15 protein-coding genes are annotated in these 16046 nt (G+C 71.6%); 7 read left to right on the forward strand and 8 right to left on the reverse strand.

Annotated features, from left to right (window positions below):
* Positions 1-25: 25 nt before the first annotated feature.
* Positions 26-1870: a hypothetical protein gene (locus AW271_RS03380; RefSeq protein WP_062331494.1), complete on the reverse strand. Its 1845-nt coding sequence runs from the start codon at positions 1868-1870 to the stop codon at positions 26-28.
* A complete protein-coding gene (locus AW271_RS03385) occupies positions 1855-2610 on the reverse strand; it encodes an ABC transporter ATP-binding protein (RefSeq protein ID WP_245652909.1) in 756 nt (251 codons plus the stop codon). Before AW271_RS03385 ends, AW271_RS03380 begins: the two co-directional genes overlap by 16 nt.
* Positions 2611-2754: 144 nt before the next feature.
* Between AW271_RS03385 and AW271_RS03390 the strand changes: the two genes are divergently transcribed.
* Positions 2755-3810, forward strand: coding sequence for a tetratricopeptide repeat protein (locus AW271_RS03390; protein ID WP_062331501.1), 1056 nt, complete (start codon positions 2755-2757; stop codon positions 3808-3810).
* 15 nt (positions 3811-3825) lie between these two features.
* A complete protein-coding gene (locus AW271_RS03395; RefSeq protein ID WP_062331505.1) occupies positions 3826-4554 on the forward strand; it encodes a hypothetical protein in 729 nt (242 codons plus the stop codon).
* On the opposite strand, the gene AW271_RS03400 is transcribed toward AW271_RS03395, so the two are convergent.
* Both AW271_RS03400 and AW271_RS03405 read right to left on the reverse strand, forming a co-directional pair.
* The gene (locus tag AW271_RS03400; RefSeq protein ID WP_062331508.1) at positions 4542-5336 is read right to left on the reverse strand and encodes a DUF1295 domain-containing protein; all 795 of its coding nucleotides are present in this window, start codon (positions 5334-5336) and stop codon (positions 4542-4544) included. The two genes, AW271_RS03395 and AW271_RS03400, sit on opposite strands and share 13 nt — an antisense overlap.
* A 1-nt stretch (position 5337) precedes the next feature.
* Positions 5338-6510, reverse strand: a complete 1173-nt coding sequence (locus AW271_RS03405; protein ID WP_062331511.1) for an acetyl-CoA C-acyltransferase — start codon at positions 6508-6510, stop codon at positions 5338-5340.
* A 38-nt stretch (positions 6511-6548) separates the two neighbouring features.
* On the opposite strand from AW271_RS03405, the gene AW271_RS03410 reads away from it, so the two are divergent.
* The 3 genes from AW271_RS03410 to AW271_RS03420 are packed head-to-tail and all read left to right on the forward strand — an operon-like array spanning position 6549 to position 10217.
* Positions 6549-7763, forward strand: a complete 1215-nt coding sequence (locus tag AW271_RS03410; RefSeq protein ID WP_062331514.1) for an acetyl-CoA acetyltransferase — start codon at positions 6549-6551, stop codon at positions 7761-7763.
* A gap of 2 nt (positions 7764-7765) precedes the next feature.
* Entirely contained in the window at positions 7766-9274 is a 1509-nt protein-coding gene (locus AW271_RS03415) for a carotenoid oxygenase family protein (RefSeq protein WP_062331517.1), read from the forward strand.
* Entirely contained in the window at positions 9267-10217 is a 951-nt protein-coding gene (locus AW271_RS03420) for a winged helix-turn-helix transcriptional regulator (RefSeq protein WP_245652910.1), read from the forward strand. The genes AW271_RS03415 and AW271_RS03420 overlap by 8 nt, the downstream gene beginning before the upstream one ends.
* Here the strand turns inward: AW271_RS03420 and AW271_RS03425 are convergent.
* Positions 10190-11278 (reverse strand): M35 family metallo-endopeptidase, encoded by a 1089-nt coding sequence (locus AW271_RS03425; protein WP_062331521.1) that lies wholly within the window; start codon positions 11276-11278, stop codon positions 10190-10192. The two genes, AW271_RS03420 and AW271_RS03425, sit on opposite strands and share 28 nt — an antisense overlap.
* Positions 11279-11472: 194 nt before the next feature.
* Positions 11473-12444, reverse strand: a complete 972-nt coding sequence (locus AW271_RS03430) for an NAD-dependent epimerase/dehydratase family protein (RefSeq protein ID WP_062331524.1) — start codon at positions 12442-12444, stop codon at positions 11473-11475.
* Between the two features lie 48 nt (positions 12445-12492).
* On the opposite strand from AW271_RS03430, the gene AW271_RS03435 reads away from it, so the two are divergent.
* Positions 12493-13239, forward strand: a complete 747-nt coding sequence (locus tag AW271_RS03435; RefSeq protein ID WP_157553874.1) for an alpha/beta fold hydrolase — start codon at positions 12493-12495, stop codon at positions 13237-13239.
* On the opposite strand, the gene AW271_RS03440 is transcribed toward AW271_RS03435, so the two are convergent.
* A complete protein-coding gene (locus AW271_RS03440) occupies positions 13163-14077 on the reverse strand; it encodes an EamA family transporter (RefSeq protein WP_083976013.1) in 915 nt (304 codons plus the stop codon). The two genes, AW271_RS03435 and AW271_RS03440, sit on opposite strands and share 77 nt — an antisense overlap.
* Positions 14078-14122: 45 nt before the next feature.
* On the opposite strand from AW271_RS03440, the gene AW271_RS03445 reads away from it, so the two are divergent.
* A complete protein-coding gene (locus AW271_RS03445) occupies positions 14123-14629 on the forward strand; it encodes a MarR family winged helix-turn-helix transcriptional regulator (RefSeq protein WP_062331529.1) in 507 nt (168 codons plus the stop codon).
* A gap of 173 nt (positions 14630-14802) precedes the next feature.
* Here AW271_RS03445 and AW271_RS03450 read toward each other — a convergent pair whose 3' ends face one another.
* Positions 14803-15960, reverse strand: a complete 1158-nt coding sequence (locus AW271_RS03450) for an alkaline phosphatase PhoX (RefSeq protein WP_062331532.1) — start codon at positions 15958-15960, stop codon at positions 14803-14805.
* Positions 15961-16046 lie beyond the last annotated feature (86 nt).

Raw genomic sequence — 16046 nt, forward strand, 5'->3', positions numbered from 1 at the left:
TTCCATCACTAAACGTTATCAATTGCTACTCTTCGTGCATGAGGGCGGGATCGGCCCGGTCGTGCCGGTTCGGGATGACCGTGCCGAAATAGATCATCACGGCCCCCAGGGTGACGAACGCGACGGCGACCGGAACCCGCCACGGGTCCTGCAGGTGCAGCGCCAGGAACCAGAGCCGCGCATCGCTGCCGGTCCAGATCGTCCACAGCGGCACCAGCCCCTGCGGGAACAGCGGGATCCAGCAGAAGATCCACAGGAACGTGACCAGCGCCTGCTTGCCCGCCGGGAGCTTCACCTTCGGCCGCCCGAGGGCCGTCTCGCCGGAGCCCGGCGTCACGGTCCCGCCCGAGCGCATCAGGCCCAGCAGCTCCGGCCCCTTCGCCGCCAGCCGCCGGTGGGCCAGCCGCCCGAACCACCACGTCAGCCCGGCCCCCGTGGCCGCCCCGACCACCACGGCCAGCCAGGAGACGACCGGCAGGCCGAGCGCGCCGCCCAGGTAGGCGACGCCGCCCGCCGGGAGCGCCGTCACGGTCACCAGCAGCAGCATCAGCACGACCTGGCCGAAGATGGCGCCCGCCTCCAGCGGGTTGCCGCTGCGCTTGTTCGGCTCGGTCACCGGCACCAGCATGGCGACCGACACCAGGGCGATGAGTCCCGCTCCGCCGCCGAGCACCGCCGCCAAAATCGACAGGGTCCACGGCCAGGTCCAGCCTTCGCCGCCGAGGACGGTCCCGGCGACGGTGAGGACGGCCGCGATCGGGGCCACCCGCAGCAACCAGGCGACCTGGCGGCCCCGCACCTCGGCCCGCTCGGTGCCGGGGTTGACCAGGGTCAGCCACAGGGAGGTGCCGTCGAGGCCGAACAGGTTGGCCGAGGTCGCGGCGGCCATCACGACCACCAGGACGCCGGCCCACGGCAGCATGCCCCACCAGCCGATGATCAGGGGGACGAGGGTGTAGAGCACGCCGAAGAAGACGGCGAACCACAACAGGTGGGTGCGCATCAGGTCGCGCGACCACGTCCGCAGCTCCTTGGCCGCCACCGCGCCCACCGGGCCGCGGGCGGCCAGATCGCGCCCGGTGCCCTGGGGCACCCAGTGCAGGGGCTTGGTCGTGGTGCGCCTGACCAGCAGCTGCGACCAGACGAGCAGCGCGAGCGCGATGAGCGCGCAGATCCCGAGGAGGGCCGCCGCCACCACGAGCCAGTCGCCCCGCCCGGCCGCCTCCACGGCCGCCAGGCCCCAGCCCGACGGCAACCAGCGCACCACGGACGAGAAGGCCGGCGGGAAACCCGACGTCAGCAGGTCGAACTGGATCGCCGCCCAGATCAGCACCCACGACTGGTTCAGCACGACGTTCATCGACGCGTTGACGAACGCCGCCAGGATCGCGCCGGTCCGCGACCTGACCGCCACCCCCAGCACGCCGATCATCAGCCGCGACAGCGCCACGACGAGCGCCACCATCAGCGGGATCGCGACCAGTGCGACGGTGAACCCGGCCAGGCCGAACGACCCGGCGTAGACCGCCAGGGCGCTGAAGGCGACCAGGCTGACCAGCGGCGGGACGCCGACGAAGGCGGTGCCGAGAAGACCGAGGGCCAGCCTGCGGGGGTCGATCGGCAGCAGCGAGAAGTGCTCGGGGCGCACGCTCTCGTCGCCGCCGCCCGTGTAGACGGGGCCGAGCATCCAGCCGAACAACCAGACCGCGAAGACGGCCGCCAGCAGGTCGCCGTCGAGGCCCGCCACCACGATCGTGCCGATCGCCAGGGCCAGGCCGGCCAGGCCGCCCATGACCATGCCGGCCGCGCGGGAGCCGCCGATCGAGTGCCGCAGCACCCGTATCTTCATGGCGATCAGGACGCCAACCACGACGGCCCCTTCACGTCGTCGACGTCGGCCCCGACCAGCTCGACGAACCGGTCTTCGAGGGAACGCCCGTCCCGCACCTCGTCGAGGGGCCCGGCGGCGGCGACGCGGCCCCGGTCGATCACCGCGACGTGGTCGCACAACTGCTCGACCAAGGCCATGACGTGGCTCGACAACACGACCGAGCCGCCCCCGGCGACGAAGCCCTTCAGCATGGCCCGGATGGTCAGCGCGGAGACGGGGTCGACCGCCTCGAACGGCTCGTCGAGCACCAGCAGGCGGGGGCCGTGCAGCATCGCGGTGGCCAGGCCGATCTTCTTGCGCATGCCCGTCGAGTAGTCGATCACCAGGGTGCGTTCGGCCTGGTCGAGCTCCAGGATCTCCAGCAGCTCGCCGGCCCGCGCGCCCGCCGTCTCGCGGTCGAGCCCGCGCAGGCGGCCCAGGTAGCCGAGCAGTTCGCGGCCGGTCAGCCGTTCGGGCAGGGCCAGCCCGTCGGGGAGCACGCCGACCCGGGCCCGCGCGGCGACGGGGTCGGCCCACACGTCCACCCCGAAGACGCGGGCGTGGCCGGTGTCGGGGCGCAGCAGGCCCACCGCCATCGACAATGACGTCGTCTTGCCGGCGCCGTTGGGGCCGACCAGGCCGTAGAAGGATCCGGGCGGGACGGAAAGGCTCACGTGGTCGACCGCGATTTTCGGGCCGAAGCGTTTGCCGAGTGCGTCGAGTTCCAAAGCCGCAGCCACCACGGCACCCTATCGGGCCGAAAGCCAAAATTTAATACGCAACAATTGCCCAATAATGTCCCGCTTGCGCCATCTTCGCCCGGAGCCCGAACTTCTCTGGTCGAACACGCGTAACGAACGGAGAAATCCCGGCAATATGCTCATATGACTTCACCGGACGAGGACGTCGAACGAGCCCTCCGCGCGTTGAAGCACGACCCCACGCCCGCCGTCGCGATCGAGGCGGCCCGCGTCGTCGACGAGCGGCTGCGGACCGCGGGGCCCACTCCCGCCCTCGTCCAGGCCGCCGCGACCGCGCACTCCCGCGCCGGGGAACTCCTGCTGGAGCACGCCATTCCGGGGCTGGGCATCTCGTTCCTCGACGCCGCCCTCATGGCGCGGCGGACCTCCCCGGACCTCACCGAGGCGGCGCGGCACCTGCTCGCGGCGGTCGGCCACGACCCGCACGACGCCCACGCCCTCCTGCTGCTCGGCTCGGTCGCGCTGGCCACCGGCGACCACGCGGCCGCGCTCACGGCGGTCGGGGAGGGACGCCCGGCCGACCCCGACCACGCGGCGATGCTCGGCACCCTGTACGCCTGCCTCGCGGCCTACGACCCCGGCACCCCGGACGGCCGCCGGCTCTCGATCCTGCGCGCCGCCCTGGAGGCCCCGCCCAGCCTGATGCGCCTGCCCGCGTTGCTCGCCCTGGGCAACCTGCAGACCACCAGGTCGGAGGCGCCGCACGACCTGGCCGAGGGCGTCGACGCCCTGGTCGAGCTGATGGAGCAGGCCAAGCCCGGCGACCCCGAGTTCGACCACGCCATGATCCTGGTGCTGGCGGCGATGTGCCGCCACCTGACCGTCGAGTTCCCCGCCGACTTCGGCCGCCTCGCCGCGGCGCTTCCGTGGGGCACCCGCGACGACCTCACCCTGGCCTGCGCGGCGGCCTGCCGGTCGCGGGTCGAGCGCGACCCCGACTACCTCACCGAGACCGCCCGCCACCTGCGCAGGGTGGTCGAGAACCCCCGGCCGGACGACCGGGAGACGTTCCTGTTGGCGGGGGCGGGGCTGGTGCTCTTCTACGACCGGTTCGTGGCCGAGTTCACGCTCGAATGGCTGAACGCGGCCGACCGGTGCTGCGACATCCTGGAGGCGCTGCCGTACCGCACGGACGTGTCGGCCATGCGGCGGCGCATTGCGGAGCAACGGTCTGCCTAGAGCAAAATGTCCCTTATGACCGACATGCTCACCCGGTACGCCCGCCTGCTCGCCGCCTCCGCCGACGCCCACGTCGCCCTCCAGGGCGGCAAGGTGGCGCGGAGCGACGACATGTGGCTGGCCGACTTCGGGGGAGCGGCCGGCTTCGCCAACGGGGCGACGCTGCTGCGGGAGCCGGAGCACCTCGACCGGCTGGCCGGCGAGGCGATCGAGTTCGCCGGGCTGCACGAGGGTCCCGGCCTGTTCTACTTCTGGGGCGGCTGGCCGCTGCCCGAGCCGGTCGCGCCCTGGCGGACCGACGGACAGCCGCCGCTGATGATCCGCGAGCCCGGCGAGCCGCCGGCGTCGCCCCACCACGTCGAGGAGGTCACCGGCGACGCCGCCGAGTTCGAGGCGACGGTGGCGCGGGCCTACCCGCTCGACCGGGCGGGCTGGCGGCCCGGCCGCCTGTTCGGGCCCGACGTCCACCGCACCGGCTGGCGGTTGTTCCTCGGCCGGCTCGACGGGCTGCCGGTGGCGACGGCGGCGGCGTACACCCACGACGGGCTGACCGAGGTCAACTACGTCTCGGTGGCGCCCGAGGCGCGCGGCCGGGGGTTCGCCGCGGCGGTCACCTTCGCCGCCGCGTGCGCCGACCCGGCCGCCTCGGCGATGCTGCTGGCCAGCGACCTCGGCCTGCCGGTCTACCGGAAGATGGGGTTCCGGGAGCTGACCCGGTTCCACATGTGGGCCTACGAGCGCTGACGCGGCGGCAGGGGGAAGAACCCGCTGGTCCGGTTGACGTAGTCGACGTACTCCTGGCCCTTGCTCTTGGCCATGCGCTTCTCGGTGAGGGCCTTGCCGCTCTTGGAGATCAGCAGGTACGTCATCAGCCACGGGCACACGATGGTGACGAGCGCCCACGGGGTGCCCAGGGCGATGAGGAACAGGCCCCACCAGACGGCGGCGTCGCCGAAGTAGTTGGGATGCCGCGTCCACGCCCACAGGCCCCGGTCCATGACCCGGCCCTCGTTGGCGGGGTCGGCCTTGAACCGGGCCAGCTGCGCGTCGCCGATCGCCTCGAACGCGAAGCCGACGATCCAGAGCGCCACGCCCAGCCAGGTGAAGACGTTGAGCGGCTGGGGCTGGAACATGGCGATCTGCACCGGCAGCGACACGAACCACATGACCGCGCCCTGCGGCAGGTAGATCTTCTTCAGCACGAAGGGCGCCACCGGGCCGTTGTTCTGGCGCAGCATGGCGGCGTACCGGGGATCCTCGCCCTTGCCCCGGTTGCGGTGGTGGATGTACGCGCCCAGCCGCACCCCCCAGACGGCGGTGAGCACCAGCGCGAGCAGCGACCGCGTGAAATTGCCCTCGCCGGCGGCCAGCGAGAGCACGAACGAGACGACCGCGACGACGGCGAAGCCGAGGCCCCAGACCGAGTCGACGATCGACTGGTTGTCCGTGCGCAACGCGTAGGCCATGGTCAGGGCCATGGTCAGCGCGACGGCCACGAGGGTGGCCGCCAGATTTATCCAGATCACGTCAACCGTCTACCCGTTCGATGAGGACTGCCACCCCGAGCCCGGCCGCGCCGCTGACGGCCGCCACCCCGTAACGGCCGCCGAGGCGGGTGAGGTTCTCGGCGCACTGCCCGACCATGATCGCGCCGGTCGCGCCGAACGCGTGCCCCATCGCGATCGTGCCGCCGCCGGGGTTGAGCCGGTCGGGGCCCGGCCCGAGGTCGCGCCGCAGCCGCAGGCACAACGCGGAGAACGCCTCGGCGAACTCGTAGACGTCGACGTCGGCGGGGGTGAGCCCGGCCCTGGCGATCACCTTCTCGACGGCGGCCTGCCCGGCGGTCAGCATGATCACCGGGTCGACGGCGGCGGTCGCCGCGCCCACGACCCTGATCGGGCTCTCGGTGGTGCCGAGGACGAGCAGGGCCGCGCCGTCGGCCAGCGCGGGCGAGGAGCCGACCGTGTGGTGGTGGACGATCTCGCCCACCTCGGGGTGGGCCTTCAGCACGATGGCGTCCTGCGCCGGGTCGGCGAAGGCGGGGGCCAGCGTGGCCAGCGACGCCATCGAGGTGCCCGGCCGGATCAGCTCGTCGCGGTCGAAGACCGTCCCGTCGGCGCGGGCCTGCGGGATCACCGAACCGGCGAAGTCGCCCCGGTCCCAGGCCGCCGCGGCCTTCGTGTGGGTCTCGACGGCGTAGGCGTCGAGCTGCTCGCGGGTCCAGCCGTCGAGGGTGGCGTTGAGGTCGGCGGCCACGCCCATGTGGACGGAGCCGACCCGCTCGATCGTCGCCGGGTCGGTCCAGAGGGGCGCGCGGTCGCTGAACATGGCCACCCGGGACACGCTCTCGACGCCCCCGGCGACCGCCAGGTCCATCTCTCCGGTACGGATGCGCGCCGCCACCTGGGCCACCGCGTCGATCCCGCTGGCGCAGAAGCGGTTGACCGTGCCGCCGGGGACCTCCTCGCCCCATCCGGCCAGCAGCGTGGCCACCCGGGCGAGGTTGCCGCCCTGCTCGCCCACCTGCGAGGCCGACCCGACGATCACGTCGCCGACGGCGGCCGGGTCGAGCCCCCGGTCGACCAGCGCCCGCTGCAGCCCGGACACCAGGTCGACCGGGCTCCGGTGGTGCAGCGAGCCCTTCGCGGAGCCCTTGGCCCGGGGGGTGCGCACGTAGTCGAGGACGTAGACGTCAGACACGTTTGCACTGTAACTCTGTTTGTTGTAGTACGGGAAGTATGCCGGATGCCGTATGGGTCCTGGGTGGCCACCAGACCGACTTCGCCCGCAACTGGTCCCGCGAGGGCCTCGACTTCGCCGACCTGACCGCCGAGACGGTCCGCGGCACCCTCGACGACGCGGGCGTCTCCGCCGCCGACGTCGACGTCATCCACGTCGGCAACGCCTTCGGCCAGCTCTTCACCGGCCAGGGCCAGCTCGGCGGCATGCCCGCCACGGTCGTGCCCGAGCTCTGGGACGTGCCCGCCACCCGGCACGAGGCCGCCTGCGCCTCCGGCGGCACGGCCCTGCTCGCGGCGATGGCCGACATCGAGTCGGGCCGCTACGACTGCGCCCTCGTCCTGGGCCTGGAGCTCGAACGCACCGTCCCGGGCGACGACGCGGCCGGCCACCTGGGCGCCGCCGCCTGGGTCGGCCACGAGGGGCGGGACGCGAGATTCATGTGGCCCCACATGTTCAGCGCCCTCACCGACGAGTACGACCGCCGCTACGGGATCGACGAGGCCCACCTGCGCGCCATCGCCCGGCTGAACTTCTCCAACGCCGCGGCCAACCCCAACGCCCAGACCCGCAAGTGGACCTTCACCGACGCGAGCTTCGCCGCCGACGACGCGGCCAACCCGGTCGTGGAGGGCCGGGTCAGGCGCACCGACTGCTCCCAGATCACCGACGGCGGCGCGGGCCTGGTCGTGGTCGGCCGCCGGTTCCTGGAACGCACGCGGGCCCGCCCGATGGCGCGGATCCTCGGCTGGGGCCACCGCACGGTCGGCCTGCCGCTGGCCCAGAAGCTCGCCCGCAGCGCCGATGAGCCCTACGTCCTGCCGCACGTCCGCCGGGCGATCACCGACGCGTTCACCCGCGCGGGCGTCTCTTTGCCGGAAATCGACGGCATAGAGACACACGATTGCTTCACCATGTCGGAGTACGCCGCGATCGACCACTTCGGCATCACCGGCCCCGGGGAGAGCTGGAAGGCCGTCGAGAACGGCGACCTGGAAATCGGCGGGCGGATCCCGGTCAACCCCAGCGGGGGCCTGATCGGCGGGGGCCATCCGGTCGGCGCGACCGGCGTGCGGATGGTGCTCGACGCGTGCCGGCAGGTGGCGGGACGGGCGGGGGCCTACCAGGTCGAGGGGGCCCGGCGCTTCGCCACGCTCAACATCGGCGGCAGCACCACCACGACCGTCGGTTTCGTGATCGGGACAGGGGAGTAGCCATGGACGTCGACGTCGTCGCACGGGTTCTGTCGACCCTTCCGGAGGATGACGACCACCCCTACCGGACCGGCCCGTGGCGGCCGCAGACCACCGAGTGGCGGGCCGACGACCTCGACGTGGTCGGCGAGATCCCCGCCGACCTCGACGGCGTCTACCTGCGCAACACCGAGAACCCCGTCCACCCGGCGTTCGAGCGCTACCACCCGTTCGACGGCGACGGCATGGTCCACGTGATCGGCTTCCGCGACGGCGCGGCCTTCTACCGCAACCGCTTCATCCGGACCGACGGCTTCCTCGCCGAGGCCGAGGCGGGCGCCCCGCTCTGGGCCGGTCTGGCCGAACGCCCCTCGCTCTCGCTGCGGGAGGGCTGGGGCGCGCGCGGCGGCCTGAAGGACTCCTCGTCGACCGACGTCATCGTGCACGCCGGGGTGGCGCTGACCAGCTTCTACCAGTGCGGCGACCTCTACCGGCTCGACCCGCTGACCCTGGAGACCCTCGGCAAGGCCGACTGGCACGGCGACTTCCCCTCCGCCTGCGGCGTCTCCGCGCACACCAAGGTCGACCCGCGCACCGGCGAGCTGCTGTTCTTCAACTACGGCACCGACGAGCCCTACATGCACTACGGCGTCGTCTCCGCCGACGACCGGCTGACCCACTATGTCGACGTGCCGCTGCCCGGCCCCCGGCTGCCCCACGACATGGCGTTCACCGAGAACTACGCGATCCTCAACGACTGCCCGATGTTCTGGGACCCGGCGCTGCTGAGACAGGGCAGGCACGCCGCCCGCTTCCACCCCGACCTTCCGCTGCGCATCGGCGTCATCCCCCGCACGGGTTCGAAGGTCCAGTGGTTCGAGGCGGCCTCGACCTACGTCCTGCACTGGGTGAACGCCTACGAGGAGGGCGACGAGATCGTGCTCGACGGCTTCTTCCAGGAGGACCCGGAGCCCAAGGACATCGGCGACGGCAGCTACTACCAGCGCATGTTCCGCTTCCTGGCGCTCGACCGGATGAAGACCAAGCTGCACCGCTGGCGGCTGAACCTGAAGACGGGTCAGTGCCGGGAGGAGCGCCTCACCGACTCCATCACCGAGTTCGGGGTGCTCAACTCCCGGTACGGCGGCGTCGGCTACCGCTACGCCTACGCGGCCACCGGCGTCGAGGGCTGGTTCCTGTTCGACGGGGTGACCAGGCACGACCTGCTGACCGGCAAGGAGGAGACGTACACGCTGCCCGCGAACGTCTACGGCAGCGAGCCCGCCATGGCCCCCCGGGCCGGGGCGGTCGCGGAGGACGACGGCTACCTGATCACCCTGACGACCGACATGAACCACGACCGGTCGGAATGCCTGATCTTCGACGCGGCCCGGGTCGCCGACGGCCCGCTGGCCCGCATCCGGCTGCCCGAACGCGTCTCCAGCGGCACCCACGCCACCTGGGCCCCCGGGGACTCGATCCCCGGCTGGCGGACCGCGGAGTCACCCGAACGGGCCGTCGGGCTTGCCTGACCCCGGATCCCGCCCCACCGCGCTGGCCCCGGGGGGAACCAACGCGGTCGGCATGACCCTCGGCCTGGTCGGCGACGAGTGGAACCTGCTCATCCTCCGGCACGCCATGATGGGCGTCCGGCGCTACGGCGAGTGGCGCACGGCCCTCCCCATCTCGCACGCCGTGCTGACCGGCCGCCTGGCCCACCTGACGGAGATGGGCGTCTTGGACAAGACGTCCATCGGGTCGAAGCGGCCGGAGTACCGGCTGACCAAACGCGGCCGTGACCTGTGGCCGGTCCTGCTGACCGTGTGGGCGTGGGAGTCGGCCTGGGTGCCCGAGCACGCGGAGTCGCTCCCGGTGATGGTGCACCGCGCCTGCGGCTCGCCGTTCGTGCCCGTCCTGGCCTGCCAGGGCTGCGGCAAGGCGGTCGTGCCCCGCGACGTCTCCGGCGCCTTCGGCCCCTCGGGGACGTGGGAACGCTCGGTGCCATCCGGCACCACCCGGCGACGTGTCGCCTCGTCTTCGGCCGGCCTCTTCCCGCAGACGATGACGCTGATCGGGAACCGGTGGTCGGCGGCGATCCTGGGCGGCGCGTTCCAGGGCCTGCACCGCTTCCGCGACTTCGAACAGCGCCTCGGCGCACCCCCGGCGATCGTGGCCGACCGCCTGAGGGTCTTCTGCGACCTGGGCATCTTCGAGCAGGTCCCGTCGGCCGACCGGGCCGACTGGACGACCTATCACCTGACCGACAAGGGCCGGGCCTTCTTCCCCGTGGTGGTGACCGCCATCGCGTGGGGCCAGCGCTGGTTCCGCGCCCCGGAGGGTCCGGCGCTCGTCTACCGGCACCAGGGATGCGGAGAGGGCTTCCTGCCCCGGCTGCTCTGCGGGGGATGCGGCGTGGCGCTGCGCGGGCAGGACGTCGTGGTCGCCGATCAGAGGAACTCGCAGAAGTATTCATAGTTGCATGCGTTCACCACGGCTACCGCCGGATTCGCGGCTGCCGCCTGCAAACACTTCTCCGGGCCGCTGAAGAAGTCGGACGTGGACGCGACCGCATGGCTCCATTCGTGGATGAGCGTGCCGGACTTGCCGTCGGGAATCCCGGACAGGGGAACACCCCAGAACGGTCCGCACAGCCAGACGGTATGAGAACCCGCATAGGTATAGCCCAACGTGCTTTCGTCGCAATCCCGCCCTCCGCTGAGCACGTAAGTCTGGACGGGGAACGTGGGGAAGTTCATGATCGATCTGATGGAATTGATGCCCATGGCGGCCACGGTGTAGGTCGTCAGGCCACCGAAAGGCAGATTGTATTTGGCGTTCACGCCGAACCAGCGCCGGTAGTGCCAATTGCCGGGGCCGGAGTTGATCACGTCGAGTGCTTTTCCCACCTTGAAAACCGCCTGGGCGTGAGCGGAGCGAACGTCCGCCTGCTGGGCGGGGGTGCCGCCGATGAGCCATGGCATGAAGGGCTCCCGCGCAGAGGGCTCCTGTCCCGGCCCACCCGGCAGCCTGGTCATCGATTCCAGCCGTGCAGCCTGACCGAGAGTCATTCTCGGCGGATCGCCGGCCTCCACAGTGAGCGTCGCACTCACGTGTTCGAGGGCATATCGTTCGTGGTTTCTGCGGACTCTCGGGGCGAGGGAGGAGCGGCCCGAAAGAGAATAGACATCGGCCAGTTCGGTGTTCAACGTGACCGTGTACTCACCCGGCAGCTGAATGGCGTAGAGCCTGGAGATGTCGACTTCGGCGGAGCGGGACTCGCCCGGCGCGAGACTGATGTACTCCTTCTCCGTGGGGTCAACCCGCCTGACCATGGGTCCGTCGTAGAGGAGCTCACTCCCCTCATGGCTGACCGACAGGAAGTTGAGCGGTGAGTCGAGCAGCGGTATATCCCAGGTCAGGATCCGATAGGGCTCCTCGCTCGTGTTACGGATCTCAAAGGAGACCAATATCTGGTCTCCCAGCCGATAGCGAGGCTGGGTCCGGAGCGCGCATTCGAACAGCTGAGTGTTCTGCATTGAAACTCCACCAAGAGTCGGTTTCACATGCGAACGCGTCGGCTGGTGCGTTGGCATTCAAGCGTGGTGATCTCCGATACGGCCGCCACCCAAACGCCCCCATCTGCTCACTATCCGGACATTTGCCCATTCGTTGGCCGGCTGGGATGGCATTGCGGGTCCACGGCCGGATCGAAATGATCGTGACCGGCGTCTCAGGCGATGAGCGGGGTGGCCACCTTCAGCTCGCCCTCGTCGACCAGCCGGCGGACCGACTCCAGGATCGCGTCCTCCGGGGAGTGATCCGGCGCGTAGCCCAGGAGGGTCGCCGCCTTCGCGATCGAGCAGTAGTGGTCGCGGTGGAGGTGCTCCCAGCTCGCCTGCGCGTGCTCGGCGGGCGTCTGCTCGCGGAACTCCTCCCAGGTCACCGTCTCCAGCGTCGCGGTCTGCCCGAACCAGGCCGCCGCCCGGTGGGCGTAGCCGCGCACGTTCAGGGCGGTGGCGGCGACGACGTTGAAGTCCTGGCCCGCCGCCGCGTCGCGCTGCCCGACCGCCAGTTCGAAGGCCTGGGCGACGTCGTCGGCGTGGACGTGGTGCATGAGCTCGCCGCCGATGCCCGGGATCCGGAGCGGGCGGCCGGCCGAGAGCGTGGTCCACACGCCGGGGTCGAGGTTGCCCAGGGGGCCGATCGGGTGCCAGCCGGGGCCGACGATGTGGCCGGGGTGGAGTGAGGTGGTGACCAGGCCGCCGCCGGCCGTCTCCTCCTTCAGCATGCGGGCGATCCGGTCCTTCTGGACGCCGTACTCGCCGACCGGGGCCGTGCCGGTGGCCTCGGTGATCGGCAGCGAGTGGCTGGGGCCGTAGCGCCAGATGGAGCCGCAGTGCAGCAGGTGGCCGGTCGCGCCGCGCAGGCGTTCCACCAGGGCGGTGGCCGATTCGAGGGTGAAGCAGACGAGGTCGACGACCGCGTCGGGGTCCAGGGCGGCCACCGTGTCGCCGAAGACGCCCTCGCGGTCCTGCTGTTCCCGGTCGGCGGCGACCTGCCGCACCTCGCGCCACTCGGGGGCGTCGGTGTAGGCGGCGCGGGTGCCCCGGCTGATGGTGACGACCTCGTGGCCGGCCCGCACCAGCCGGGGGACCAGGTAGGTGCCGATGTGGCCGCTGCCACCGATGACGACGACGCGCATGTTCGTTCCAATCCGTGCCGGATGTCCGCTGCGTCCTATCATCGCGCCATGGAGATCTGGCACGACCGCCACGGGACCGGCGACCCCCTGTTCCTGCTGCATCCGGGCGGCGTCGACTCCCGCGCCTTCGACGTGAACGTCGCCGGGTTGCGCGACCGGTTCACCGTCTGGCGGGCCGATCGCCGAGGGCACGGCCGGACGGCCGACGCCGACGGGCCGTTCACGTTCGCGGCGATGGCCGACGACATGATCGCGGTCCAGGAGCGGCACGTCGGGCCCGCCCACCTGCTGGGGTGCAGCGACGGGGCGGCGGTCGCGCTGACGATGGCGCTGCGGCGGCCCGACCTGGTCCGGCGGCTCGTGCTGGTCGCGGGGGTCTTCCACCACGACGGGTGGTTGCCCGGGGTGCTCGACGCCGACGAGGAGACGCTCGACTGGCTCGGGCGTGGCCACGCCGAGGTGTCGCCCGACGGCGAGGGCCACTACCGGGTCGTCGCGGCCAAGCTCGACGACCTGCACGCGCGCGAGCCGGCGTACACGGAGGAGGACCTGAAGGGGGTGACGGCCCGCACGCTGGTCATGGTCGGCGACGACGACGAGGTGCGGCTGGAGCACACGCTGGCCCTCTATCGGGCGCTGCCCGACGGGGAGCTCGCGGTGGTGCCGGGCGCCTCGCACGGGCTGCTGGTGGAGAAGCCCGAGCTCTGTCACCAGCTGATCAGCGAATTCCTGCTGCGTGATCCGGTGCCGACCTTCGCGCCGATACGCCGGCGGCCGGCGGGCGCTTCCGGGTGACGGGGCGGCCCAGCAGGATGCCCGCGAAGGTCAGCGCGAGGCCGCCCACCTGCACCGGGGTCAGGGTCTCGGCGGCGACCAGGGTGCCGACCACCACGCCGGTCACCGGGTTGAGCAGGCCGATGAGCCCGACCGTGCCGGCCGGGAGGCGGCGCAGGCCGGCGAACCACGCGGTGAAGGCCAGGGCGGTGGCGACCACCGAGACGTAGGCGTACGCGCCGATCGCCGGGGCGTCCACGGCCGGGGGCGCCCCCTCGGCCAGGATCGCGACCGGGAGCAGCACCAGGCCGCCCGCCGTGAGCTGCCAGGCCGTCGACGGCAGCACGTCGGCCCCCTTGCCCCACCGTTTGGCCAGGATGAAGCCCACGGACGACAACACCATCGCCGAGACCGAGGCCAGCACGCCCCAGCCGTTCACCGCCTCGGCGCCGGTCAGCACGGTCAGCGCGACGCCGGCCACGCCGACGCCCGCCCCGATCAGGTGGGTGACGGCCGGGCGTTCGGCGACCAGGCCCCAGGCGAGCAGCATCATCACCATCGGCGAGGTCGCCATGATCGTGGATGCGACGCTCGACGGCAGGAGCTGGGCGGCCAGGTAGATCAGGGCGAAGAAGACGCTCATGTTCAGCGTGCCGAGCACGAGTGAGCGCCACCACCACGATCCGCGGGGGAGCTTCCTGGTCAGCAGCAGCAGAAGCAGACCGGCGGGCAGGGCGCGGAACACGGCGCCGTAGAGGGGGTGGGAGGCGGGGAGGTATTCGTGGGTGACGTAGTAGGTCGTGCCCCACGCGATGGGGGCGATCGCCGTGACCGGGGCCCACCGCCAAGTAGCTTCCATGGAAGATAATATAGCTTCCAAGGAAGATATATCCTGACCCGCGTGATGGATCACGTCGCGCGCATCCAGCAGGAGTGGGCCCGGGAGCGGCCCGACGTCGACGTCGCGCCGGCCGGGGTGATCGGCCGCCTCCACCGCGTCGCCGGGCACCTGACCGAACGGCTCTGCCTCGTCTACCGGCGGTTCGGGCTGGCCGAGGGCGAGTTCGACGTGCTGGCCACGCTGCGCCGGGCCGGGGCCCCCTACGAACGGGCCCCCGGCGAGCTGGCCGCCCACACCATGGTGACCACTGGGGCGATGAGCAAGCGTATCGACCGGCTGGAGCAGGCCGGGCTGGTCACCCGCCGCCCCAGCGAGTCGGACGGCCGGGGCCGCGTGGTCGCCCTGACGACGGCCGGGCTGGAGCTGATCGACGCGGCGTTCACCGAGCACATGGCCAACGAACGCCGCCTCCTCGACGCGCTGGCCCCGGAGGACGCCGAGCGCCTGGAAGCGATCCTGACCACGTGGCTGGCCGTCTTCGAGCTGCCCGTCGGCGAACCTCCCACCTGAGACGCGTGAATCGTCGCGGCGTCCGGCCGGGCGGGTGCGGAGCGCCGGCCACGGCGCCGCCCGGGTGCGGCGGGCGGTGCCGTGGCAGGCGGAGCCGTAACGGAAAGGAGCCGTGACGGACCTGGGCCGGAGCGGACCCGAGCAGCGCCGGAAGTGCCCGACCCCTGGTCGGCTCAGCGGCGGAAGGGGCCCGTCACGCAGTAGGTGATGCCGCCCGAGGACGAACCCGACGTGCCGCGCTGCGAGGAGAAGTAGAGGCGGTCGCCCGCCGGGTTGAACGCCGGGCCGGTGATCTCGGAGGAGCCCTGGTTGTTGATGCGCAGGAACGTCGAGATCCTGTCGTCGGGGGTGATCATGCAGATCTCCATGTTCCCGCCGTCCTCGGCGACGTAGAGGTCGCCCGCGGTCGAGCCCGTCACGTTGTCGACGCCGGTCAGCGGGGGCGTGCCCGAGGTGACCAGGCTGTCGTCGTAGGCGAGTTCGTAGGTGTTGTTCGTCAGGTTGACCTGCCACACCCGGTTGTCGCCCTTGGTGGTGAACCAGACGGTGTCGTTGGCGTAGTAGCAGCCCTCGCCGCCGTTGAACGACTTCGAGCCGGACACCTGGTTGCGGGTCAGCGTCGGGCTGCCGTCGGGGTCGGGGACGGTGGCCCAGGTGAACGAGCCGCTGGTGGCCGAACCCGCCACCATGACCTGCAGCGTGCCCGACGACAGGTTGCCCCAGGTGGTCGGGACGAACCGGTAGAAGCGGCCGTTCGTCTCGTCTTCGGTCAGGTAGATCACGCGGCGGACCGGGTCGGCTGCGGCGGCCTCGTGGGTGAACCGGCCCATCGCGGGCCGCTGCACCGCCGCGCCGCCGAACGGGTAGGTCTCGTAGACGAAGCCCCGGCTGACCTCCTCGCAGGACAACCAGGTGTTCCACGGGGTCTTGCCGCCCGCGCAGTTCTGCCGGGTGTCCGACAGGATGCGGTTGGCCGAAACGACGTTGCCCGCCGAGTTGAAGCGGATCGCCGACGCGCCGCCGCCGGGGTTGATCTCGGAGTTGGAGACGTAGATCCAGCCGGACCCGTCGGCGAAGCAGGCCCCGCCGTCGGGGGCGTCGTGCCAGGTGTACGAGGTGCCCGGGACCGCCTGCCGCGACCGGGCGACCACCTGGCTGGTGAAGCCCGCGGGCAGCCGGATGCCGTTGGCGTCGGCCGCCTGGAGCGCGCCGTAGGGGCTGGTCGCCGGCTGGGCGGGGGCCGCCAGCGCGGCGCCCTGCCAGAGTGATCCGGAGAAGGCCACCGTGCTCGCACCCAGGACGGAAGCGCGAAGGAAATTGCGTCTTTCCATGATTTCTTACCTCCTTGACTGGGACTGTAAGCCTCGTAATGTTTACACACGGTGAACGCAGTGCGGGCGCTGAGTGACGGGTTTGG

This window comes from Herbidospora sakaeratensis, from assembly GCF_001570525.1.
In the GTDB taxonomy this organism is placed as follows: domain Bacteria; phylum Actinomycetota; class Actinomycetes; order Streptosporangiales; family Streptosporangiaceae; genus Herbidospora; species Herbidospora sakaeratensis.